General features: G+C 63.8%; 21 protein-coding genes. 14 read left to right on the top strand and 7 right to left on the bottom strand.

Translation table 11 applies throughout. The features are described from left to right. Window positions 1-131 precede the first annotated feature (131 nt). On the top strand, window positions 132-293 hold the full coding sequence (locus ACX3OZ_RS12635) for a response regulator transcription factor (RefSeq protein ID WP_459104633.1): 162 nt from the start codon (window positions 132-134) through the stop codon (window positions 291-293). Window positions 294-302: 9 nt separating this feature from the next. On the opposite strand, the gene ACX3OZ_RS12630 is transcribed toward ACX3OZ_RS12635, so the two are convergent. The 3 genes from ACX3OZ_RS12630 to ACX3OZ_RS12620 are packed head-to-tail and all read right to left on the bottom strand — an operon-like array spanning window position 303 to window position 3,719. Then, on the bottom strand, window positions 303-1,673 hold the full coding sequence (locus ACX3OZ_RS12630; RefSeq protein ID WP_459104632.1) for a TolC family outer membrane protein: 1,371 nt from the start codon (window positions 1,671-1,673) through the stop codon (window positions 303-305). Window positions 1,674-1,695: 22 nt separating this feature from the next. Then, complete coding sequence (locus ACX3OZ_RS12625) at window positions 1,696-3,054, bottom strand: sensor histidine kinase (RefSeq protein WP_459104631.1); 1,359 nt, start codon at window positions 3,052-3,054, stop codon at window positions 1,696-1,698. Continuing rightward, on the bottom strand, window positions 3,051-3,719 hold the full coding sequence (locus ACX3OZ_RS12620) for a response regulator transcription factor (RefSeq protein ID WP_459104630.1): 669 nt from the start codon (window positions 3,717-3,719) through the stop codon (window positions 3,051-3,053). Before ACX3OZ_RS12620 ends, ACX3OZ_RS12625 begins: the two co-directional genes overlap by 4 nt. A 157-nt stretch (window positions 3,720-3,876) precedes the next feature. On the opposite strand from ACX3OZ_RS12620, the gene ACX3OZ_RS12615 reads away from it, so the two are divergent. The 7 genes from ACX3OZ_RS12615 (at window position 3,877) to ACX3OZ_RS12585 (ending at window position 12,752) form a co-directional block, all read left to right on the top strand. After that, window positions 3,877-4,131 (top strand): hypothetical protein, encoded by a 255-nt coding sequence (locus ACX3OZ_RS12615; RefSeq protein ID WP_459094592.1) that lies wholly within the window; start codon window positions 3,877-3,879, stop codon window positions 4,129-4,131. Window positions 4,132-4,279: 148 nt separating this feature from the next. Continuing rightward, window positions 4,280-5,473: an efflux RND transporter periplasmic adaptor subunit gene (locus ACX3OZ_RS12610; protein WP_459104629.1), complete on the top strand. Its 1,194-nt coding sequence runs from the start codon at window positions 4,280-4,282 to the stop codon at window positions 5,471-5,473. A 3-nt stretch (window positions 5,474-5,476) separates the two neighbouring features. Continuing rightward, a complete protein-coding gene (locus ACX3OZ_RS12605; protein ID WP_459104628.1) occupies window positions 5,477-8,629 on the top strand; it encodes an efflux RND transporter permease subunit in 3,153 nt (1,050 codons plus the stop codon). 380 nt (window positions 8,630-9,009) lie between these two features. Further along, window positions 9,010-9,996 (top strand): LysR family transcriptional regulator, encoded by a 987-nt coding sequence (locus ACX3OZ_RS12600; RefSeq protein ID WP_459094595.1) that lies wholly within the window; start codon window positions 9,010-9,012, stop codon window positions 9,994-9,996. Between the two features lie 113 nt (window positions 9,997-10,109). Then, window positions 10,110-10,853 carry an ABC transporter permease gene (locus tag ACX3OZ_RS12595; RefSeq protein WP_459094596.1) on the top strand — a complete coding sequence of 248 codons (744 nt, stop codon included), beginning with the start codon at window positions 10,110-10,112 and terminating at the stop codon, window positions 10,851-10,853. Window positions 10,854-10,890: 37 nt separating this feature from the next. Then, a complete protein-coding gene (locus tag ACX3OZ_RS12590) occupies window positions 10,891-11,904 on the top strand; it encodes an ABC transporter substrate-binding protein (protein ID WP_459094597.1) in 1,014 nt (337 codons plus the stop codon). Window positions 11,905-11,984: 80 nt separating this feature from the next. Further along, complete coding sequence (locus ACX3OZ_RS12585) at window positions 11,985-12,752, top strand: ABC transporter ATP-binding protein (RefSeq protein WP_459094598.1); 768 nt, start codon at window positions 11,985-11,987, stop codon at window positions 12,750-12,752. A 34-nt stretch (window positions 12,753-12,786) separates the two neighbouring features. Here ACX3OZ_RS12585 and ACX3OZ_RS12580 read toward each other — a convergent pair whose 3' ends face one another. Further along, window positions 12,787-13,245 carry a pseudoazurin gene (locus ACX3OZ_RS12580; protein WP_459094599.1) on the bottom strand — a complete coding sequence of 153 codons (459 nt, stop codon included), beginning with the start codon at window positions 13,243-13,245 and terminating at the stop codon, window positions 12,787-12,789. A 351-nt stretch (window positions 13,246-13,596) separates the two neighbouring features. Here ACX3OZ_RS12580 and ACX3OZ_RS12575 point away from each other — a divergent pair, with 351 nt between their 5' ends. The 5 genes from ACX3OZ_RS12575 (at window position 13,597) to ACX3OZ_RS12555 (ending at window position 18,900) form a co-directional block, all read left to right on the top strand. Further along, window positions 13,597-15,309, top strand: coding sequence for an outer membrane protein assembly factor BamB family protein (locus tag ACX3OZ_RS12575; protein WP_459104627.1), 1,713 nt, complete (start codon window positions 13,597-13,599; stop codon window positions 15,307-15,309). Window positions 15,310-15,385: 76 nt separating this feature from the next. Next, complete coding sequence (locus tag ACX3OZ_RS12570; protein ID WP_459104626.1) at window positions 15,386-16,246, top strand: substrate-binding periplasmic protein; 861 nt, start codon at window positions 15,386-15,388, stop codon at window positions 16,244-16,246. Then, on the top strand, window positions 16,246-17,253 hold the full coding sequence (locus tag ACX3OZ_RS12565) for an ABC transporter ATP-binding protein (protein WP_459104625.1): 1,008 nt from the start codon (window positions 16,246-16,248) through the stop codon (window positions 17,251-17,253). The genes ACX3OZ_RS12570 and ACX3OZ_RS12565 overlap by 1 nt, the downstream gene beginning before the upstream one ends. Continuing rightward, the gene (locus ACX3OZ_RS12560) at window positions 17,250-18,098 is read left to right on the top strand and encodes an ABC transporter permease (RefSeq protein ID WP_459094603.1); all 849 of its coding nucleotides are present in this window, start codon (window positions 17,250-17,252) and stop codon (window positions 18,096-18,098) included. Before ACX3OZ_RS12565 ends, ACX3OZ_RS12560 begins: the two co-directional genes overlap by 4 nt. A gap of 7 nt (window positions 18,099-18,105) precedes the next feature. Beyond that, entirely contained in the window at window positions 18,106-18,900 is a 795-nt protein-coding gene (locus ACX3OZ_RS12555) for a substrate-binding periplasmic protein (RefSeq protein ID WP_459094604.1), read from the top strand. Here ACX3OZ_RS12555 and ACX3OZ_RS12550 read toward each other — a convergent pair. The 3 genes from ACX3OZ_RS12550 to ACX3OZ_RS12540 form a co-directional block, all read right to left on the bottom strand. Then, window positions 18,897-19,517 (bottom strand): zinc metalloprotease, encoded by a 621-nt coding sequence (locus tag ACX3OZ_RS12550; RefSeq protein ID WP_459094605.1) that lies wholly within the window; start codon window positions 19,515-19,517, stop codon window positions 18,897-18,899. The genes ACX3OZ_RS12555 and ACX3OZ_RS12550 overlap by 4 nt on opposite strands. 40 nt (window positions 19,518-19,557) lie before the next feature. Then, on the bottom strand, window positions 19,558-20,076 hold the full coding sequence (locus tag ACX3OZ_RS12545; protein ID WP_459094606.1) for a c-type cytochrome: 519 nt from the start codon (window positions 20,074-20,076) through the stop codon (window positions 19,558-19,560). A gap of 130 nt (window positions 20,077-20,206) precedes the next feature. Beyond that, window positions 20,207-21,061: a helix-turn-helix domain-containing protein gene (locus ACX3OZ_RS12540; protein ID WP_459104624.1), complete on the bottom strand. Its 855-nt coding sequence runs from the start codon at window positions 21,059-21,061 to the stop codon at window positions 20,207-20,209. Between the two features lie 131 nt (window positions 21,062-21,192). Between ACX3OZ_RS12540 and ACX3OZ_RS12535 the strand changes: the two genes are divergently transcribed. Continuing rightward, window positions 21,193-22,131 carry a phytanoyl-CoA dioxygenase family protein gene (locus tag ACX3OZ_RS12535; RefSeq protein ID WP_459094608.1) on the top strand — a complete coding sequence of 313 codons (939 nt, stop codon included), beginning with the start codon at window positions 21,193-21,195 and terminating at the stop codon, window positions 22,129-22,131. Window positions 22,132-22,230 lie beyond the last annotated feature (99 nt).

Here is a 22,230-nt window from a genome sequence, read left to right as displayed (position 1 = left end):
ACGGTATAGATCCCCAACCCTCCTGCAAGCGTCGCAGAAGGAAGATAGGTGGCCGACTTTTACGCCGCCCGAAGCGGGACTATCCCGCCGCTACCGTGGACTAATTTTGCACCGCCGCTCTCAAACAACGCGTGCTCCGGCTCGTCGCCAAGGGCATGAGCAACCGCGAAGCCGGCGAAAAGCTCGGCATCCTCGAGAAGACGGTCAAATTCCACATGACCCGGATCATGGCCAAGCTGAAGGTCAAGAACCGCGTCAGCGCCAGTCTGCTGGCCCAGAAGGAATGGGGTTAGCCGCGCCGCCTATTCGGCCACCGCGCGCAATTCCTGCCACACATCTTCAACCGCCGCCGCATAACCCGTCGCCGACTTCGTCACCACCGCCAAACCCAAGTCGGAAGCGGTTAACCGTCCCATGGCCGACAGCAGCGAGAAGGTGGCGACAACCTTGTTGGCCGACGCGTTGATGACCGCCTCGCGCGACGTGACCAGTTCGGCCTGCGCGTTCAATACATCGAGGGTGGTCCGCGATCCGAGATCCCGCTCCTGAACCACGCTGTCGAGCACGGTTTGCCCGGCTGAGGCGGCCGTTGCGGCGGCGGCAATCTGGGCGTCGGCGCTCTGTATGCTGGCCCAGGCCGAGATCACCGCTTCGCGAATTTGGTCATAGACGGACATGGCGTCCACCTCCGACTTGATCTGCTCGATATTGGCCTTGCGCACGCCTGCGCCGATGGAGCCGCCGGCATAGATCGGCACGGAAATCTGGAATCCGATCGCGCCGTTCAGGCCATCGCCGGCGCCGCCGCCTGGACCGCTCCAGCGCGTCCCGACCGAGCCGTTTATCGCGGCCGTCGCGCCAAAACCCGCGCTGACGCTCTGGATCGACGCCTGCGCTGCCCTGATGCCGGCCTTGGCGGCCAGAATGGCCGGGTGGCCAAGCTCGGCTTCGGCCATGGCGGATTGCAGGCTGGCCGGAATTAGTCTGGCATAGTCGTGCGTCGTCGCCAGATTTTGCGGCGCGGCGCCGACCTGCCGCATGAAGCGGGCCTGGCTGATGTCGAGGCTTCCCTGGGCCGCGCGATGAGCGGCCTGCCCCTGCGCGAGGCGGGCCTGGGCCTGCGCGACATCGATCCTGGTGCCTTCGCCGACCGCCAGGCGATCCTCGGCCGAGGTCACCTGGGCCTGGAAGAAGGCGAGGCTTTCGCCCCGCAAATCGAGCAATTGCCGGTCGGCATAGACCGCCATATAGGCCTGGATCACCGAGAACAGCACGATCTGTTCGCTGCTGCGAATCTGGTGCTCGGCGGCCTCGGTGGCGGCGCGGGCGACTTCGATTTGCGCGTCGCTGCGGCCACTATCGTAGATTGTCTGCTTGTAGGAGAGGCCGCTCGTCAGTGACGTGCTGTCGTGCCAGGACCCGCCATTCAGATCCCAGGATTGGTTCCCGGCCAGCGACGCACCAATGGTTGGTCGCTGCCCCGCTTTGGCCAGGGCGATGCCTTCAGCGGCGGAGCGGGCGCTCAGCACGGCGGATTGCAAATCCGGCGAATGCTCATAGGCCAGGGTCAGCGCCTGGGTGATGGATTGCGCTTGTGCCGCGCTGGCACTCATGGCGGTGGCCAGCACGGCGCAGCCCAGGATGTGGCCAAGCGATTTGACGGTCAAATTCATGCAGGAACTCTCGATGGGATAATCAGGCAGCGCCGCCGGGCGCCGGAGGAAAGACGATTTCAAAACAGGCGCCACCGCCCTCGGTGCCAGACACGGAAATCCGCCCGCCATGCTTGTGGATGATGTCCCGCACGAGGCTCAGCCCCAGTCCGGCGCCCTGTTGCGCCGGCGCCAGCCGGTGGAAGGGCCAGAAGATTTCCTCATGATGTTTCGGCGCGATCCCGGTGCCGTTGTCGCGCACCGTGATAGTGCGGTCGGTGGTGACTTCGACGGTCACCGCGACGCCGGGTCCGCCATGGGCCAGCGCATTTTGAATGAGATTGGCGATGGCACGCGACAGCGCCGGCGCATCGCCCGCGATCAGCACCGGGCCGGATGGCGCGTCGAGCGCCACCTCGCTGCCGGCGGCAATGGCCAGCGGCGCCAGATCGGCCAGCACCTGGGCGACGAGGTCGGTCAACTCGATCGGTCCAAAATCGGCCGCCGACAGGCTCATGCGGTGCAGGTCCAGCAACTGGTTGGCCATGCTGGCCAGCCGCGCCACATCGATCAGCAATTGCTGATGCTCGGGCGTATTGGGCAGCAGTTCGAGCCTGGTCTGCAGAATGGCAATCGGGGTGCGCAATTCATGGGCCGCATCGGCCATGAATCTGTGCTGGCGCTCAATGCCCTGATCCAGCCGTTCCAGTGCCGAGTTGATGGCGCGGACCATCGAGTTCAGTTCGGCCGGCACCGTGTCGTACGACAGCCGCAACCCACGCTGATCGACGTCGATTTTCTCCGCATCGGCCGCCACCTGATCGAGGCCGCGCAACGACCGCCGGATCAATAGCGGGATGGTCAGCAGCGTCACCGTGGTCAGCAGGATCAGCAGGCTGGCAAAGAACGGGTTGGAGAACGCCACGCTCAGAAATCGCCACGACACCGGCGGGCCGCCTGCGGTCATAATCCATAATTTGCCGACAGTGCTGTCGCGGGTACGGATCAGCGCATAGGGCGAGGCCGGGTTGCCGAGATCGGTAAGATTGGCGGAGGATACATGCAGCAGCGCGCCGGGGAACACGCGGATCTGGGGCGGAATCTCGCCCTGGCCGATGGATTTGCTGTCGGCATCGACCACATAGAACCAGAAATTCGGAAAGCCGCTGACCACCCGATCCAGTTCCGGCGTGGAAATCAGCGCCAGAGCCCCGGTCTCGGTGCGGCTCACCGACCGCACGATATCCTCGATCACCGCGTCATCAAGCCCCTGATTGGTGGCGATGAGGTTGAGCATGGCGATGGCGGCCACCAGCGTGAAAGCGACCAGCACCAGCGCCTGCACCATGATCATGCCCCGCGACAGCGCGCCGCGCAGCGATGGCTCCCGCCGCTTTCTCATGGCGCTGCCCGCAGCAAATAGCCGATGCCCCTGATGCCGTGAATTTCGACCCCCGCCGCGGCCAGCTTCCGCCGCAGCCGCGAGATATGGGCGTCGAGCGTGTTGGACGCGATATCATCGTCAAAGCCATAAACCGCTTCCACCAGCGCGGAGCGCGCCACGGTTCGCCCCGCGCGCCGCACCAGCGCCTCAAGCGCCAGCAACTCGCGGCGCGGCAGCGCCAGCGGCTTGCCATCGACCAGAGCGGTCCGCTCATTGAGATCGAATTTGAGCCGCCCGACCGTCACCGCATGCTCCAGCATCAACGCCGGCCGGCGCATGACGGCGCGAATTCGCGCCACCAGCTCATCAATCAGGAACGGCTTGGCGAGATAGTCGTCGGCCCCGGTCTCCAGCCCCGCCACCCGGTGATCCGGCGATCCGAGCGCCGACAGCATGATGATCGGCAACCCGGCCTGGATCGCGCGCAATTTGGGGATCAGGCTGAGACCATCGCCATCGGGCAATTTGCGATCAAGAATGACCACCGCATGCACTTCGCTGCGCGCGGCTTCCTCGGCCAGCGCCAGCGTGGCGACGTGATCGACGACGAAATCATGCCGACTGAGCGCCGTCATCAGCGCCCGCGCCAGTTCCAACTCGTCCTCGACTAGCAGTATGCGCATGTAAACCCCGGTGTCGCCCTGACCATTGCGGGCGAACATTGCCGGTGCATTGCGGCAGTTCAACCACCGATCCGGCCAAGATTAAATTTCGCGGCGCAATGTTGGGACAATCCAGCGGGGGGAAACCGACGCCATCCCAAACCAAGGAATCATTGCTATGAAGAAGTTCACCCTCGCCGCCGCTATCGCCACGGTTTCCGTTGCCGCGTTTTCGGTCGCCGCCATCGCCGAGGAAAACCTCATCCATGGCCACACCGAGCTGGGCCTCGTCGCCGCGCTGACCGCACAGGGCGTGGCGGTGGATGGCGTTGAGGAATGGGGCGAGTTCGTGCGCGTCTGGTCCACCACCACCAGCGGCGCCAATGCCATGCAGCTGCTCGACGCGGACACGCTGCGACCAGTCTTGCGCTAAGCGGCGATCACGATTTATTCGTCGTGACCCCAAACGAACCTTGGGAATGTCGCGGCTTTGTTGCATACAGCTAAAAGTCTGGCCTGGGCGTAAGCCTGGGCCATTGTTCGATTTTCCAAGACTAGCCCGCTAAACCAGGATCCGCGCCATGACCACAGCAAGTGAAAAGCCCGACTGGGCCCAGAGCAAGCGTGAAAAGGATAATGCGCGCCGTATTGCCGAGGGCCAGAAGCCCCGGCGTCGGCTGATGCCGTGGATCGTGCTGGCGGTGATAATCCTGGCCGTGGTGGGCTTCGTGCTGACGCGCCCGCCGGCGCCGGAGGCCGAAACCGCCAGCACCGAGCCGGTGACGCAGCAATTGCTGGTATCGGAAGTCGCCGAAATCGCCCCGACCCTGCTGAGCCAGCGCGCCCGCGTGACCGGCACGCTGGTTCCCGGCCGGGTCTCGGCCGTCGCCTCGCAGGCCTCGGGCCGCGTCCTCAGCGTCGCTGTGCGGCCGGGCGACACGGTGAAGGCTGGCGACATTCTGGCCGAAATCGACCGCGCCACGCTGGAATTGCAGCTCAACCAGCAGCGCGCCACCGCCGATGCCACCCGCGCCCAACTGCTCTCGTCGCAGCAGCAGCTCGAGCGCACCCAGGAACTGGCGCGGCAGGGGCTGGCCAGTCCCTCGACGCTGGAACAGGCCCGGTCGGGCACGGCGGCGCTTGAGGCCAATCTGGTGGCGCTGGAAAGCGCCGTGCAGGGCGCCGAAATCGCGCTTAACAATGCCTCAGTTCCCGCCCCCTTCGACGGCATCATTTCCGAGCGCTCGGTCGAGCCCGGCCAGACCATCAGCGCCGGCACCACGCTGTTCACCGTGGTCAATCTCGAAGAGATGGAATTCCAGGCCGCCGCTTCGGTTACGTCCAGCGCCCTGGTCGCCCCGGGGCAGGCCGTCGCCGTCTCGGTCACCGGCCTCGATGGCCGGGTGTTTGACGGCACCGTCACCCGCGTCAATCCGGTGGCCCTGGCCGGCACCCGAACCGTGCCGATCTATGTCTCGCTGCATAATGAAGACGGCCTGCTGCGCGGCGGCATGTTTGCCACCGGCCAGATCACCGTCGCCGAAAAGCCCGACGCCATCGCCATTCTGGCCACCGCCATCCGCGAGGATGCCGAGGGCCACTTCGTGCTCAAGCTCGACAATGGCACTTTGGTGCGCCAGGCCGTCGAGCCCGGCACCACCTGGGATCGCGGCCGCCTGGTCGAAGTCACCGGCCTGACCCCAGGCGAGCAGGTCGTTGCCGCCGCGCTGGCCGAACTCAGTGCCGGCCAGGCCTATGAACTGATTGAGGGCTAATCGATGTTTCTGACCCGCATCAGCGTCAACCATCCGGTCTTTGCCACCATGATCATGGTGGCGATCATGGTCTTCGGCGTCTATTCCTACCAGCATCTGCCGATCGAGCAGATGCCGGATGTGGACCTGCCCGTCGTCGCCGTCGTGGTCAGCTATCCCGGCGCCTCGCCCGAGGCGGTGGAAGCCGACGTGGTTGAGCCCCTCGAGGCCGCCGTCAACACCATTGCCGGGCTGGACACCATCCAGTCCACCGCCCAGGCCGGCCAGGCCATGGTCCTGATGATCTTCGATCTGGATTCCAATTCGCGCGACAAGGCGCAGGAAGTCCGCGACAAGATCGACCCGGTCAAGGCCCGTCTGCCCGATGGCGTCGGCGATCCGCAGGTCTTGCGTTTCGACCCCTCGGCCATGCCCATCCTGTCGCTGGCGGTCAGCTCGGACACGCTGTCCGATGTCGATCTGACGGCGCTGACCAAAGACATCATCGTCAAGCGCATCACCAACATCACCGGCGTCGGCAGTGCCACCATCGCCGGCGGCGTGCCGCGCCAGCTCAATGTGCAGATCGATCCCGATCGCCTGACCGCGTTCAATATCAGCCCCAATGCGGTGATCAGCGCGTTGCAGGCCGCCAATAAGGATCTGGCGGCCGGCTCCATCACCCAGGACAGCATCGTGCAGTCCATCCAGGTGCTGGGGCGTCTGGAGGATCAGGAGGATTTCTACGACATCATCGTCGGCAAGCAGGGCGGGCAACCGGTCACCCTGCGCGACGTCGCCACCATTGAAGAGGGCAGGGGCGAAACCTCGAGCCTGGCCATTCTCAATGGCGAACGGGCGCTGGCCGTCGACATCCTCAAGACCCAGGGCGCCAACACGGTTGGCGTCGCCGAGGATATCCGTCGCACCATCGCCAATATCCTCGACAAGGAATTGCCGGACGGCGTGGTCAAGATCGAAATCGTCGTCGACAACGCCAAGCCGGTGGAAGACTCCTTCCACGCCGTGCAGAACATGATGATCGAAGGCGCGCTGCTCGCCGTCGTCATCGTCTTCCTGTTCCTCAATTCCTGGCGCTCGACGGTCATTACCGGCCTGACTCTGCCCATCTCGATCATCGGCACCATGGTGGCGCTGAACTTCTTGGGCTTCAGTCTTAACATGATGACGCTGCTGGCCCTGTCGCTGGCGGTGGGTATCCTGATCGACGACGCCATCGTGGTGCGCGAGAACATCACCCGACATCTGCATATGGGCAAATCGCACCGGCAGGCGGCGTTTGACGGCACCAACGAGATCGGCCTCGCCGTGATGGCGACGACCCTGTCCATCGTCGCGGTGTTCCTGCCCGTGGCCTTCATGGACGGCATCATGGGGAAGTTCTTCCTGCAGTTCGGTGTCACGGTTTCCGTTGCCGTGCTGATCTCGCTCTTTGTCGCCTTCACCCTTGATCCGATGCTATCGAGCGTCTGGTACGACCCCGCCTCGAACCCGAAGGCCAAGCGCGGTCCGCTCGGCCGGGCGGTGCAGCAGTTCGACCGGTTTTTCGAGTGGGTCACCGGGGGCTATCGCCACCTGATCCGCTGGGGCCTCAAATTCCGCAAGTCGGTTTTGATGATCGCCGTGCTGTCCTTCGTCGGCAGTTTCATGCTGTTCCCACTGGTCGGCGTGGAGTTCATCCCCGCCACCGACAACGGCAATTTCACGGTGACGGTGGAAACGCCCGCCGGCTCGAGCAAGGAATATACCGCCGCCAAGCTGCAGCAGGCCGAAGCGGTGATCCGTAAATCGCCAGTCGTCAAAACCACCTATTCCACAGTGGGCGGTGGTCTGGCGGCCTCCGGCGCCAATACCGGCACCATGACGGTGACGCTGATCGACAAGGAATTGCGCGATCTCACGCCGATTCAGCTGATGCCGCAAATCCGTCAGGCCCTGACGGCGGTTCCCGGCGCGACCTTCCAGGTGTCGGCTGCTTCGGGCCTGGGCGGGGCAACGGCGCCGGTGTCGATCACGCTTTATGGCGACAGCTTCGACGTGCTGGACCGCCTCGGCGATGAATTGGTCGCCAAGCTCGAAGCGATTCCCGGCCTGATCGACATCACCTCCAGCTTCGATGAAGCCCAGCCCGTGGTTGGCATCAAGGTCAATCGCGACCTGGCCGACAATCTGGGCGTGTCGCTCGGCCAGATCGCCGCGACGCTCGGGCCGTTGATCAGCGGCGATGACGTCGCCGATTGGACCGCCGCCAATGGCCAGGTCTATTCAGTGGTGGTGCGTCTCCCAGAAGAGCTGCGCAACGACATTGATGCCATCGGCAATCTGCCGATCGCCCAGTCCGGCGCCAGCGGCTCCAACAGCATGGTGACCCTGTCCCAGGTGGCCGAGGTGGTGCAGAGCACCGGCCCCACCACCATCAACCGGCAGGATCTGCAGCGCGGCGTGACCATCGACGCCTATCTCGAGGGCGTCGAGCTGGGCACCGTGACGCCGCTGCTGCAAAAGGCTGTCGACAGCATCGAGCTGCCTACCGGCTACCGCAATTCGATGGGTGGCGAAGTGGAACAGATTGCCGAAACCATGGGTTCGGTGGTCTCGGCTTTGCTGCTGGCGGTGATCTTCATCTATCTGGTGCTGGCCAGCCAGTTCGGCAGCTTCTTGCAGCCGATTGCCATCATGGGTTCGCTGCCGCTGGCGCTGATCGGCGTGATGGTGGGGCTGCTGGTGGGCGGTTCGACGCTCAACATGTTCTCCGCCATCGGCTTCATCATGTTGATGGGCCTGGTGGTCAAGAACGCCATTCTGCTGGTCGACAACGCCAATCAGCACGTCAAGCAGGGCTGGAACCTCTATGAGGCGCTGGTCGAGGCTGGCGTCACCCGGTTCCGTCCGATCATCATGACCACGCTGGCGATGATTTTCGGCATGCTGCCGCTGGCGCTCAGCCTGCATGAAGGCAGCGGCCAGAACGCCCCGATGGCCCACGCGGTGATTGGCGGCTTGATCAGCTCGACGGCACTGACCCTGTTGGTGGTGCCGGTGCTGCTGACCTATATCGACAGCTTCAGCCGCTGGACCCGCCGCTTCATGCCCAAAGCCCCGCATGACGAAGCCGAGGCGCCTGCCCCGGTCGCCCTCAGCGAAGCGGCACAGTAAGGCGTCATAGGCACGACGCCGCCTCCCCACCGGCCGACACCTCCCCCTTGACGGGGGAGGTTGGGATGGGTGTGGAGAGCCCCGATGACGGGGGCAAACCACCCCCACCCTTGATCCGCTGCGTTGGCGACATGAGACTATCGCTCTTTCCCTCCCTCCCCCTTGAGGGGAGGGCCGGGGAGGGGGTGGCATTGTGGACAACTGCACGACCCCCACCCTCAATCCCTCCCCTCAAGGGGGAGGGAGGCGAAGGAACCGATACGCCCTCCCTCGGGCGCGCAAAAACCTGCTTCGTCGCGATGGAAAATAGGTCTTCTGTCGCCGGTCTGGTATATGAGCAGGCATAAACCGCGTTCTCGATCCCTGGGCAAATGAGCTAAATGTCGACACTGACCCGGGCTGCCGGCGGCCCTCAGCTGACTCTGCATCAATTGCGTATTGTCTGGGCCGTGGCTCATGCCGGAACGGTGAGCCGCGCCGCCAAGCAACTCGGCCTGTCGCAGCCCTCGCTGTCCCAGCAGATCGCCAAGCTCGAGGCCAGCATCGGGCACAAGGTGTTCGAGCGCGGCGCCGCGCGGATGACCCTGACCGAGATCGGCACCTTTCTTGTCGAGCGCGCCGAACAGGTGATGCGCGAAATGCAGGAGCTGGAGGACCGGCTCAGTGGCTACACCGGCGGCACCCGCACCATCGGCATCGCCGGGATCAGCTCGCCGATAAGGGTGCTGCTGCCGCAGGCCCTGCGCCGCTTCAACGAACTGCATCCCGAGATCGGCTTCGACGTGCATGAGAGCAGTCCGGGCGATGTGATCGCCATGCTCTATGCCCGCCGCGCCAATATCGGCATCGTCGCCGCGAGTTCGATCGCGCAGGCCAGCATGGGCTTTGTGCAGGTGCCGCTGCTCGACGATCCCTATGTTCTGGTGGTGCCGGACACGCTCAAACTCGATGGTATTAACTCAGAGGACGAGCTGGATGCGTCCCAGCGCCAGATCCTCAACAATGCCATCCACTTCATCTACGGCACCCAGCATCAGAAGCGCGTGGAAGCCTGGTACGAGACCGCGCTGGCCGACCATCGGGTGATCGCCCAGTGCCGCAGTTTTGAAGTTGCCGTGGCCATGGTTCGCGCCGGGCTTGGCGTCTGCCTCGCGCCGGCGCTGTCCTGCTTTTCCGGCGACAGCATTCCCCCCGGCATCCGGCTCTACGACGTGGCGCTGGGCATTCCCCGACCACTGGTGGCGCTGATTCCGACGCAATATCGGCATCTGTCGCCCTATTCGGCCCTGATCGACACCCTGCAGGAGGCCGCCCATGACCGGGTGCGGCCGACCATCAGCCCGGCACCACCCTTCCTCAAGGCCTGACGCAACCAGCCTAGAAGAACTGCCTATAAGGCCTATTGCTCCCAGCATGGCGGCTTCGTGCTAGCGATAGCTTGTTTGGGGAATGAGGATGGCCTGCGGGCCGTGGTTGCACCGTGATCATTTGGCTTTATCGCTTGGCTTTTCTGGCCTTTTTGCTGGCCGGCTGGACCATCGCCGCCGAGCTGACTCCCCGCAACCTCATCCCGACGCCCTTCGCCACCTTCGAGGCCGCCCAGCTGCTGTTCAGCGAAGCCCGGCTCTGGATTGCCATCGGCGACAGCCTGACCGTCTATGGCCTGGGCTTCGGGCTCGCCATCGCGGTGGCGGTGCCGGTCGGGGTCATCATGGGCGGCATTCGTCCGCTCGGCAAAACCCTCGATATTTACGTCAACGCCCTGGCCGCGACGCCGCGCGTCGCCTTCATTCCGCTGATCATCGTGCTGCTGGGCCTCGGGGTCCAGGCCAAGGTGTTCATCGTCTTCCTCGGCGCCGCCATGCCGATCCTGCTCAACACCTATGCCGGCGTCCTCGCCTCCAATGACGAACTGGTCGAAATGGCGAAATCGGTCGGGGCAAGCCCCTGGCGCATCTTCAGCCGCATCACCATCCCCAGCGCAGTCCCCTTCATCGTCGTCGGGCTGCGCGTCGGGGCGACCATCGGGCTGATCAATACCGTCGTCGCCGAACTCTATACCGCCGTGCGCGGTCTGGGCGGGTTGCTGGCCATCTATGGCAACACGTTCCGCATGGCGGAGTACTTCGTCATCGTCCTGATCCTGGCCACCGTCGGCGTCATCGTCACCGAAATTCTGCGCCACATTCAGCTGCGCCTCGAGCGCTGGCGTGGCGCAGCGTGAAAAACACAAGAAATCTGGAAGAAAAGTGGAAGAAATCATGCAGAAAATAACCCGTTTTCTTGCGCCAGCGCTGGCTTTGCTGCTGGTTGCCCAACCCGCCGTTGCGGCGCCATTCCGACTGATCCTAACCCATCTGGAGCCCCCGCTGGTCCCCAATTCGGTCATGGATCTGGCCCTGGAGAAGGGCTATTTCGAAGCCGAAGGCGTCGAGGTCGAGCTGGTCCGCGTCCAGCAAACGCCCTCAGCTTTGCAGGCTTTGGCCGCCGGTGAAGGCGAGATGGCCAATGTCAGCGTCGATGGTCTGCTGCTGCTCGTCGCACAGGGCGCCACCGACTTGAAGGCGGTTACCTCGCCCAACAAATCACTGCCTTACGTCATCGCCGCCAAGGACGATATCACCAGTGCCGCCGACCTTGCCGGCCGCACTTTTGGTGTTGGCCGCGTGGGCAGTCTCGACCACTCGCTGTCGATGAAAGTGTTGGCGGGAGAAGGACTTGACACCGATACGATGGATATCCTCGCCATCGGCCAACCCAATGTCCGCGCGCAGGCATTGATGGCCGGGCAGATCGACGCCACGACCATGTCGATCGGCGTCTGGATGTCGATTCCCGACAAGACCGGCTATCATCTGCTCATCGACCAGGCGCCGTATTACGCCGCCGTTCCGGTCATCAACAAGGTCAATGTGGTCACCCAGAAGGTGCTCGACGAGCGCGCGACCGAAGTGCAGGGCGTGATCCGGGCGCTGATCAAACTGTCCCGCGACTTCTCCGCCGACCCCGATGCCTGGGCCGAAGCCATGGTGCCCTATGCACCCAACACCGACGAAGCCGGCCTACAGGCACTGGCCGCCACCTTCGCGGGCACCTGGAGCGTCAACGGCGGCATGAACGAGACCGACCTGCAATACACCCAGGACTGGCTCTACTCGACGGAAGACTTTGTCAACGTACCGCCGGTTACCATTGATCAATGGGTGGACTTTGGCCCCGTTGACGCGGTACTCGCCGAGGTGGGTACGGTCGATGGGGATGCCACCGGCCGCTAAGGTATGACGGCGCGACGGGGGAAAAAGTTCTGGATCAATCATCGTCCCCCGTCGCCGCCATCGAGCTTGAGGGCGTCACCATGTCCTTTCGCTCGGCGCGGCTGAAGCAGGAAATCACCGCCCTGCGCGACATCAATCTCTCGGTGCCCGACCGGCTGTTTGTCAGCCTGCTCGGGCCCTCCGGCTGTGGCAAGACCACGTTGCTGCGGCTGGTGGATGGGCTGCTCAAGCCGCAGCAGGGCACGGTGCGCGTGCTCGGCGAAGCGCCGAAGCCCGGTCCCGACATGGGCTTTGTCTTCCAGTCCTTTCGCCTCATTCCCTGGCTCACCGTCGAGGCCAATGTCGAGTTTCCGCTGGGGGAACAGGGGCTGTCAAAGGCCGAGCGCGCCGAGATGGTGCTGGACCAGCTCGAGGCGGTGGGGCTTTCGCGGTTCAAGGACGCCTATCCCGACGAGCTGTCGGGCGGGATGAAACAGCGGGTCGCCATTGCGCGCGCGCTCGTCACCAAGCCGCGCATCCTGCTGATGGACGAGCCCTTTGCCAGCATCGACGCGCAGACGCGCGAGCTGATGCAGATGGAACTGATGGGGATTTGGAGCCGGCAGCAATCGACCGTGCTGTTCGTCACCCATAGCGTGGATGAGGCGATCCTGCTCTCCGACCGCATCGTGCTGATGGGGCCGCGGCCGGGCCGCGTGGTCGAGACGCTGGATGTCGATCTCGACCGTCCGCGCTGGGAATATGATGCCCACGCCGACGAGCGCTACATCAAGCTGCGCGCCTATCTGTCAGCGCGGATGCGTGAGCTGGTGCTGTCCGACCCGCAATCAGATTTCTACCGCCCGTAACGGGCGGTAGATGGGGTTGGCCTTGCTGGTGCTCTTAGAGCTCAGCAAACATGGCGTCGAAGCGTTCCTTGGCCTTGGGCGGGTTCTTCGCGGCCTTGGCGGCTTCCAGGTTGGACGAGGGATCATCCACCACCACCAGGGCAATCATGCCCATGCCCAGATGCGGCAGGCACTTGATGCCATAGACGCCCGGAACGGTGAAAGTGGCGCTGACTTCCTTGCCAATCGCGCCCTTGAAGGGCTCGGCACCCTCCGGCATCATGTCACGGATGCTCTCGGCATTGTGACCACGATCGGTCGGCACGAACTTCACGGTGTCGCCGGCGGCGATCCGGATCAGCGCCGGTTCGAAAACCATGGCGCCGGCCTCTCCCTTGTTCAGCATATGCACTTCGTGCTCGGCAGCGTAGGCTTGGCTCGGGGCCAGGATTGCTGGGACGGCCAAAGCCGCCACCGTACCGGCAACGAACTTGCGTCTGGTAATGGCAAACATAAAACTCTCCTTAGTGTCGACGCTTTCGCTTCTCGTCTTCCACTCGAATGCTCAGCGGATAACCGGCAAAAGGCCTGCTGTCTTTATAGGCATTGCGGCGGCGGCCAACAAGGCGCGCCAAGCGTAGAGGTGCTTTAGTCGCAGGGCCTCGGCCACTGAACTGCCCGTTCGCATCATTCTACCATACATCTAGTTGACGGCTCCCGTTGCATGGGCCTAGGCTCAAGCCAAGCTAGCGTGCTTTCGCCTGGCTCATTCCACTTCGATCGAGCCTGTGCGCTAGTCCCGTTAATTGTGGGGGAGCCACTCATGCAGGGATTTCGGAAGTTAACGGGGATCATTGCGATCTCCGTGTCGTTCACATCACTGTTGGTCGCGCAGGCGGCCACCGCGCAAGATAGCCCGATCGACAAGGTTACGCCGGTCACTGCCGAGATGCTGCTCAATCCGTCGGACGGCGACTGGTTGATGTGGCGGCGGACGTTCAATGGCTGGGGCTACAGTCCACTCGAAGAGATCAACAAGGAAAACGTCAAGGGCCTGCAACTGGCCTGGGCCTGGGGCATGACGCCGGGCGGGCGCTCGCAGGAGACCCCGTTGGTCCATGACGGGATCATCTATATCCAGAACTCGACACACCTGATCCAGGCGCTCGATGGTGCCACTGGTGATCTGATCTGGGAATATCAGTATGAACTGCCCGATGGCGTGAACCCGAGCGGCGAGCGCAACAAGGCGATCTACGGCAACAATCTGATCCTCGCCACCCGCGATGCCCACATCATCGCGCTCGACACCAAGACCGGCAAACTGGTCTGGGACCAGCAGGTTGCCGATCATGCCAAGGGCTGGGGTTATACCAGCGGCCCGATCGTGGCCGATGGCGTCATCATCCAGGGCATGACCAACTGCGGCAATGGCCAGCCGGGCGGCTGTTTCATTACCGGCCATGATCCCGAAACCGGTGCGGAGCTGTGGCGCGTTCAAACCATTGCCCGTGGCGACACGCCCGAAGGCAATAGCTGGAATGGCATTCCGGTGGATAGCCGGCACGGCGCTTCGGCGTGGATTGCCGGCTCGTATGACCCGGATCAGAACCTGGTGTTTGCCGGCGTCGGCCAGCCTTATCCATGGGTCGCCGAGATCAGCGGCCTGCTGCCGGCAAGCTCTGATCCCGATGTTACCAACAACGCGCTCTACACCGACTCCACGCTGGCCCTCGATCCGCAGACCGGCGATCTGAAGTGGTACCACCAGTATCTCGCCAACGACAGTCTCGACCTGGACTACGTCTATGAGCGCCTGCTCATCGACCTGCCGTTCAAGGGCGAAGACCGCAAGATGGTGGTGACCAGCGGCAAGATCGGCATCGTTGAAGCCCTCGACCGGACCACCGGCGAATGGCTGTGGGCCAAGGAAACCGTGCCGCAAAACGTGGTGCTGTCGATTGACCAGACAACCGGTGAGAAGACCATTAACCCCGAGGTGATCCCCCATATTGGCGAGACCACCTTCAACTGCCCGGCCGACCCCGGCGGGCGCGCCTGGCAGGCGACCTCTTACAGCCCCAAGACGCAGACCCTCTACATGCCAACGGTGGAGTTCTGCTCCAACACCACGCCGAACCCGCTGGATCCGGGCACCATCTATACCGGTGGCGGCATGGCGACCTTTTCGCGTGTGCCGACGCCTGACAGCGACGGCAATATCGGCCAGGTTCGCGCCATCGATCTGACCGACCAGTCGGACAAGTGGATGTACCGTCAGCGCCCGCCGATCACCAGCTCGACCCTGCCAACCGGCGGCGGTCTGGTGTTCGTTGGTAGCCTTGACCGCAAGTTCATGGCCTTCGACGACGAGACGGGTGACAAGCTGTGGGAGAGCGGCGCGCTGAGCAACTCGCTCGAATCCTTCCCCATCAGCTACGAAGCCGGTGGCAAGCAGTATGTTGCCATTGTTGCCAACTTCGCTTCTGGCCTGGGCCGGCTGTCGTCGCTGACCCCGGAAATCAAGCTGCCGCGGGATAACCCGGCGACGCTCTACGTCTTCGCGCTGCCCGACTAATCGGCGAGCGCCCTGCCAACTGCCCGGACGGGCCGGAATTTCCGGTGCCGTCCGGGTCTATCAATGAGGTCTGGTCTTGAGCGTTGCCTCCACGTTTTTACGCCTGGCGGGTCCGCTTCTGATCCTCGCATTGGCGGTCCCAGGGGCCGCATTGTCACCCGCTTCGGCCCAGCAGCCGGAATTCTTCGACATCCCCTTTGCCGATGGCCAGTGGAACTTTGGCCGGCGGCTGGATGAATCCCAGCTCCGCTACTGCATCGATCACCGCGATCCCGATTGGGAGGTAGCCGGCGAAATCGCCGACGCCATCGCCGCAGCATTGCTGCTCGAACCGCAGCGCTATGTGGTCGAAAGCAACCTCATCAGCGAGGACATCACCAAGGTCTATGCCGTGATGCGGCAGCATTGCGACATCTATATGGGCTTCAAGCTGATCCCCGAGGGCTATGAGAGCTGGCTCACCCTGACCCGGGCTTATTATGAAACCCAATATGTCTATGTCGCCGCCGACCCCGACATTCACCAGCTCGCCGAGCTGGCGCCGGCGCGGCCGATCGGCGCGACGATGGGCAGTCTGGCCCATCTCCGCCTAGTCTCTTATCTGACGGCACTGCCGGCCGAAAAACGCTGGCCGACCTATCCCTATGGCAACAATGACATGGCCCTCGAGGCTTTGCTCGCCGGCAGTGTCGATGTCGCGCTGGTCTGGGCACCCAGCCTGTGGGCCAAGCAGCGCCAGGACCCCGAATACGCCAAGTTTCACATCATCGACTCGACACCGCTGCCGCCGACCAGACTGGGGGTGGGCGCCATTGCCCTGGCCAACAGCACCTTCCTCCGCAACGCCGTCGACCAGGCCATTGCGGCGCTTAGCGCCGATGGCACCCTGACGGGTATCCTCGATAGCTTCGCATTCCCCGCCACCGCAGCCCCATGATGCCAGACACACCACCACCCACCGCGCCGCTCCGCCCCGCCATTCGCGTCGACGCCGTGTCCAAGCGTTACGGGCGCACTTTGGCCTTGGACGCGGTCAGTTTCGAGGTTCGCGAGCGCGAATTGTTTGCGCTGCTGGGGCCCAATGGCGCCGGCAAGACGACGCTCATGCATATCCTCTCCACCATTCTCAGGCCCGACAGCGGCACCGCCGAGATCGCCGGCCACGACGTGCTGCGCGCGCCGCTAGCCGCCCGCAGCCGGTTGGGCATCGTGTTTCAGGAACCCAGCCTCGATGATCGGCTGACGGTGCGGGAGAATCTCAATCTGCACGGTCTGGTGTTCGGCGTGCCCCGGCGCCTGCGCCGCCAGCGCATCGAGGAAATGCTGGCGCTGGTCGAGCTGACCGATTGGGCCGACAAGACCGCCCGCACCCTGTCCTCGGGGATGAAGCGGCGGCTCGAAATCGCCCGCGCGCTGATCCATGATTCCGAGATTCTGCTGCTCGATGAGCCCACTGTCGGGCTGGATGCACAGACCCGCGAGCGGATCTGGAGCTATCTGCGTCGCCTGCAGGCAGAGCGTGGGCTCACCGTGGTGATCACCACCCACTATATCGAGGAAGTCGAGAACTGCGACCGGGTCTGCATCATCGACAATGGCAAGCTGCTCGCCATCGACACGCCCACCGCCTTGCGCCACGCCCATGGCCAGCAATTACTGCGGGTGACGCCCCGGACCGAGCAGGACGGCGCTGAAATCCTCGTGCGTTTCCCCGACCGGGTGCTGCGGCAGGCCGGTCCCGAGATCGTGCTCAATTCCGACGAGGCGTTTGTCGAAACCTTCCTGGCGGCCTTCGGCACCCGCGTGCTGGCGCTTTCCAATGAGGTGCCCAGCCTTGAATCGGCGTTCCTGTCGCTGACCGGACGCGAATTGCGTGACCGGGCCGCCGATGTCCGCGAGCGCACCGCCGCCTTTGGCCGCCGGGGAGGAGAACACACCAGATGAGCATTTCCGCTGCTACGCCCCCGGCCTCGCGCCGCCACTGGTTGCTGGTGCAATTGGGTGGGCTTTACGGGTTATGGCTGCGGGAGGTCATGCGCGCCATGCGCGACCGTGGCCAGCTGATCGGCGGGGTCAGCCGTCCCATCCTGTGGGTGCTGATCCTGGGCATCGGGCTCAATCCGTATTTTCGCGGCGAGGTCTATGGCGAGGTCAGCTTTGTCGTGCCCTTCACCTATCTGCAGTTCATCTTCCCGGCCGTCATCGCGCTCAACATCATGTTCACCTCGGTGCAATCGGCCGTCTCGGTGATCTGGGATCGCGAATTCGGCTTTCTCCGCGAGGTGCTGGTCTCGCCTCTGTCGCGCGGCACGGTGCTGCTCGGCAAGATTTTGGGCGGCACCACGGTCGCCGTCCTGCATGGCTGCCTCGCGCTGATCCTGGCGCGCTTTGCCGATGTGCCGCTGACCCCGAGCCAAATCCTGACGGCGCTGGGTCTGATGACCATGCTGGCTTTTTCGCTCACCTGTCTCGGCGTGGTGATCGCCAACCGCATCCGCAGTTTCGAGGGTTTTGGCATCTTCTCCAACGCGGTGATCCTGCCGCTGTATTTCACCTCCAGCTCGATCTTTCCGCTCGATCCGGCTTTGTCGCGCGCTCAGACAAGGGTGGTCTATCCGGACTGGCTGGTGACCATCGTCGAATGGAACCCGCTGACCTATGCGGTGGATGCGCTGCGCGGCGCGCTGATCAATTACCACCAGTTTTCCCCCTGGATCGGGATCACGGTCATGGCGGTCTCGGGGGCGGTGCTGTTCGCCATCGCGCTCTATGACTTCCGCCGGGCGTGAGGCGTCGATGACCCTGTTCCGGCGGCTGCTGCGCGATTTCGGGGGCATCGGCCTCATTCTGGCACTGCTGTTTGCGGTCGCCCTGCTGCCGCCGGACACCTCGCTGTCCGAGGTGCGCAACAGCGCCATGCTGAAGGCCTGCGTGCCGCCCCTCTATCCGCCGCTGGTCACCGGCGACCCGGAGCGGCCCGGCATCGACATTGAACTGCTGCAGGCGGTGGCCGCGCGCATCGGCGTGTCGCTGGCGCTGTATGAGAACAACGCCATGGGGCGCGACTTCAATCCGCGCAATTGGAACCTCAACCGCGCCCAGTGTCAGGTGATCGCCGGTGGCGTGGTGGATTCGGCGCAGACCCGCTCGTTTCTCGAAACCGGGCCCTCCTATGCCGATACCGGCTGGGCCGTGCTCTCGCCGACGCCGCTTGCCTCGCTGGCTGGGCGCAATGTCGGGGCGCTGGCCCTGGTTTCGGGGCTCGACCGCATCGCGCTGGCCAGTTTCCTGCGCGCCGAGGGCGCCACGGCACGCGTCGTCGCTAGCCCCGATGCGCTGGTCGCCGGCATAACGTCCGGCGCGTTCGACGCCGGCGTGACCGAGGCAATGCTGGCGGCGACTTTGGCGGATGCGCATGGCTGGAGCGTCAGCTGGGCCTCCCCCGCACTCGCCCGTTACCATCTGGCGTTCGGATTGTGGAAGGGCGACATCACCCTCAAACGGGCTATCGACGAGGCCTTCGTCGCGCTGGCGGCCGATGGCAGCATCGCCGCTATCCTGGACCGCTACGGGGCGACGCCGATCGACTAGATGGCGAGCTCGACGCCGATGATCAGCGGGGCGACGAACATGTAAACTGGCAGCAGCACCATTCTGGTGATCCCCAATATCGAAGCCACCAGCAGAGCCCAGCCGATCACCATGCCCACCGAACGTGGTAGTTGAATTCCCAAGGCCGCCAGCACATGCGCGCCGACCAGCGGCGGCACCGGCAACAGGGTGAAGATCGCCATCCAGACACAGAGCCGGGCGGTGACCCGCACGAACGCCGCCGCCGTCACGCCCGCCGCGTAAGGCAGTTGCGTCAGCAGGGGAATGGTCAGCAGCAGGATCAGCGAGCCAAGGGCAAGCAGTACGGCGCTGCTGGCCAACGCCGCAATCACCAGCCCCCAGCGCCCGAACCGCAGCTGGGCACACTCGATCGCCACGGGCCGGCTCCAGCCAAAGCCGGACAGCACCAGCGCAGCCAAACCCAAAAGATCGACATGGCCGAACGGCAGCAGCGTCAGCCGGCCGTCATAGCGTGGCCCCTTATCGCCGAGCAGCACCGCCACGGCGGCGATGGTGGCGCCCTGCACCGTGACGATGAGCAGTCCGGCAAACAGCCGCAACGCCAGCAATTGCAGGGTCAGTTCCGAGCCAATCACGCGCGCCTCGCTGCAACAGGAGAGCCGCGCCCGCTGGCGATCACTTCTCCATGGTCAGTTCGTAAAGTGCATCCACATCCGAGGGCAGGGGCGCACCCGACTGGAAGCCGTTCCGCTTGAGAATATAGGCCATCAGATCGGCATAGGCAGTGGGCGAAAACCGGCCCGGCGCATCGGGCGGCATCGTGGCGCTCATGACCTCAAACAACATCCCGGCCGGCATGTCGGTCACGTATTTTTCCTCAAAGCTCAGGCCGCGCAACGGCGCCCCGCCCAGCAGTCCGCCCCTGAGGTCTTCGCCGTGACACTCCACGCAATATTTGGTGAAATTGGTCTGGCCACGATCAGCCTGGTCAGTCGCGTAGGAGACCGGATGTTCGGCCGGCGCAGCAGCGGCCTGGGCAACATGGATCCGCGCCGGAGCCGGCGCCATGGCCGCGCTGGTGGGCGAGGTCACGTCAACGCCAAACGCCAACATCGACAGCCCAAGCCAGCCACTGGCAACCAGGCCTGCCGCCAGCATGCGGCGCTTTGTGGGAAAGTGAGTGTCGGGGTTCATTGGGGGTTCCTCCCGTTATTAGCCAAATCGCCACCGCAGCCCGGCGTTCATGGTCTAAAGCTAAACGTCCAAAAGCTTAGCGCCCGGTCAGGCAAAAGTCGATGGCGCGGTCTTCATGCGAATAAGCCGCTCATTTGGCAAAGGATGCGCGATATTGGCGCGGCGACATGCCCCGCAGCCGCCGGAACTGCCGATTGAAATTGGCCAGCGAGGCATAGCCCACATCCGCAGCGATATGCTGGATCGCCTGGTCGGTGCTCGACAGCCGCGAACAGGCCTCCCCAACCCGCAATCCGATCAGATAATCCGAGATGCTGAGCTGGGTGTGCTTGCGGAACATGCGGTGCAGGCCGGACAGGCTCAAGGCGGCAATTTCGGCCAGCTCGGTCAGGCGGAGCGGTTCGGGATAATGCTGGTGCAGATGCAGCAGCACCCGGTCGATACGCAGGCGGCTGCCCTCCACCGGCTGCGGCGCGGTGGTCGAGAGCGGCTTGATCTCAGTCGCATTGGCGAGCTGCAGCAGGATCTCCAGCAGTCCGATAAGTCGCCGGGCGGGAGGGCGCGCATAGATCGCCGCGAAGTCCTCGGCCAGCATCTGGCCCAGCCCATCGCCAAAGGCCAATCCGCCGGCGGCCTGAGCGATCAGCCGCTCAATGGGGCGGAATTCCACCGTGTCGCCGATCAGCCCTTCCAGCCATTTCTTGCGGAACCAGAACACCAGCGCGACATGCGGCTCAGCCGGGTCGATCTTCTCGCGCGACGCCCAGGTATGCGGCAAATTGGGGCCGACCAGCACCAGATCGCCATGCTCATAGCTGCCCACATGATCGCCGACGAAGCGCTGGCCGCGCGAATTGAGCGTCAGCGTCAGCTCAAATTCGGGATGATGGTGCCAAGTGAACGGAATTGCATCGTCCAGCCGGCGGTTGAGCATGCTCCAGGACGCGTCGGGCGGTTGGGTCAGATGTTCTCGAACTGGCCGCATGGCGCCCCGATCCAGCGTTGGTACGCCAGAATAGTATCATAGCTGGCCAAGCTCCAACAACATGGCGCGGTTGGCGTCGGTATTCTGGCTGCATCACCTGATATTCAGGGAGGGCAGAATGGGAGACCGACATGCAGACCGCCACCACACTCAAGCGCGACAGCCATCCAACCACCGCCGCCACGATCCAGCTCAAGGATATCCAGAAGACCTTGCCGCTGCGTGTGCTGTCGAAGGCCGACTGGGCGCATTGGACCACGAAGGGCTATGTCATTGTCCGGGGCGCGGTGCCTGCGGCCAGGGTCGAGCGTCTTGCCGAGCTGCTCTGGAAATTTGACGAGAAAGATCCGAACGACTCCACCACCTGGTACGCGCCGCAGCGCCGCGAGCACAAGATGAAGGAGCTCAACAATACCGGCATGCTGGAGATCTACAATCACCAGTTCTTGTGGGACAACCGTATGGAGCCGCGCATCTACGACGTCTTCGTCGACATCTGGGACCGCGAAGATTTGTGGGTCACCATTGATCGCGCCAACCTCAATCCACCCAAGCTGGTCAAGGGCAATCCCAATGGCTTCATCCATTGGGATGTGGACACCTCGATTCAGCCGCCGCCAATCGGCGTGCAGGCCGTGCTGAGCCTGCAAAAGCAGGATGGCGATGTCGGCGGCTTCCAGTGCGTGCCCTATCTGTTCGAGCATTTCGATGAGTGGGTGCAGACCCAGCCTGGGGATCGCGATCCGATGCATCCGGATATGACGGGCCTCAGCGTCGTCAATGTCGATCTGGAACCGGGCGACCTGATGATCTTCAATTCGCTGTTGGCCCATGGCGTCCGCCCCAACCATTCGGATGGTCGGGTGCGCATGGCGCAATATGTCTCGATGCACCCCGCAGAGTGGGACAATGACGCCGAACGCCAGGAACGCATCCGGCTTTGGCGTGAGCTGGACCATCCCAAGCGGGACGCCTTTCCCGGCGATCCACGCGAATGGGAAAAGCACAATGCCACGACGGCGGTTCTCTCGCCGCTGGGCCAGAAACTGCTCGGTCTCGAGCGCTGGTAAGGCGCAATAATAGCGGCCCCCATCGATCCATTCCGCCATTGCGGCAGGATCGATTTTGGGGCCGCCGACGTTATTGCTCCGACGCAATCATTGCGCCGG

It is taken from the genome of Devosia sp. A369, assembly GCF_054489345.1.
Note: the sequence above shows the minus strand (reverse complement) of the source record. Positions and strands in the feature narration are given on the sequence as shown.

What these genes read in the sequence shown, in the direction of transcription:
- ACX3OZ_RS12630 (WP_459104632.1), bottom strand. Translation starts at nt 1,673, where the DNA reads ATGAATTTGACCGTCAAATCGCTTGGCCACATCCTGGGCTGCGCCGTG.
- ACX3OZ_RS12625 (WP_459104631.1), bottom strand. Translation starts at nt 3,054, where the DNA reads ATGAGAAAGCGGCGGGAGCCATCGCTGCGCGGCGCGCTGTCGCGGGGC.
- ACX3OZ_RS12620 (WP_459104630.1), bottom strand. Translation starts at nt 3,719, where the DNA reads ATGCGCATACTGCTAGTCGAGGACGAGTTGGAACTGGCGCGGGCGCTG.
- ACX3OZ_RS12615 (WP_459094592.1), top strand. Translation starts at nt 3,877, where the DNA reads ATGAAGAAGTTCACCCTCGCCGCCGCTATCGCCACGGTTTCCGTTGCC.
- ACX3OZ_RS12610 (WP_459104629.1), top strand. Translation starts at nt 4,280, where the DNA reads ATGACCACAGCAAGTGAAAAGCCCGACTGGGCCCAGAGCAAGCGTGAA.
- ACX3OZ_RS12605 (WP_459104628.1), top strand. Translation starts at nt 5,477, where the DNA reads ATGTTTCTGACCCGCATCAGCGTCAACCATCCGGTCTTTGCCACCATG.
- ACX3OZ_RS12600 (WP_459094595.1), top strand. Translation starts at nt 9,010, where the DNA reads ATGTCGACACTGACCCGGGCTGCCGGCGGCCCTCAGCTGACTCTGCAT.
- ACX3OZ_RS12590 (WP_459094597.1), top strand. Translation starts at nt 10,891, where the DNA reads ATGCAGAAAATAACCCGTTTTCTTGCGCCAGCGCTGGCTTTGCTGCTG.
- ACX3OZ_RS12585 (WP_459094598.1), top strand. Translation starts at nt 11,985, where the DNA reads ATGTCCTTTCGCTCGGCGCGGCTGAAGCAGGAAATCACCGCCCTGCGC.
- ACX3OZ_RS12580 (WP_459094599.1), bottom strand. Translation starts at nt 13,245, where the DNA reads ATGTTTGCCATTACCAGACGCAAGTTCGTTGCCGGTACGGTGGCGGCT.
- ACX3OZ_RS12565 (WP_459104625.1), top strand. Translation starts at nt 16,246, where the DNA reads ATGCCAGACACACCACCACCCACCGCGCCGCTCCGCCCCGCCATTCGC.
- ACX3OZ_RS12560 (WP_459094603.1), top strand. Translation starts at nt 17,250, where the DNA reads ATGAGCATTTCCGCTGCTACGCCCCCGGCCTCGCGCCGCCACTGGTTG.
- ACX3OZ_RS12555 (WP_459094604.1), top strand. Translation starts at nt 18,106, where the DNA reads ATGACCCTGTTCCGGCGGCTGCTGCGCGATTTCGGGGGCATCGGCCTC.
- ACX3OZ_RS12545 (WP_459094606.1), bottom strand. Translation starts at nt 20,076, where the DNA reads ATGAACCCCGACACTCACTTTCCCACAAAGCGCCGCATGCTGGCGGCA.
- ACX3OZ_RS12540 (WP_459104624.1), bottom strand. Translation starts at nt 21,061, where the DNA reads ATGCGGCCAGTTCGAGAACATCTGACCCAACCGCCCGACGCGTCCTGG.
- ACX3OZ_RS12535 (WP_459094608.1), top strand. Translation starts at nt 21,193, where the DNA reads ATGCAGACCGCCACCACACTCAAGCGCGACAGCCATCCAACCACCGCC.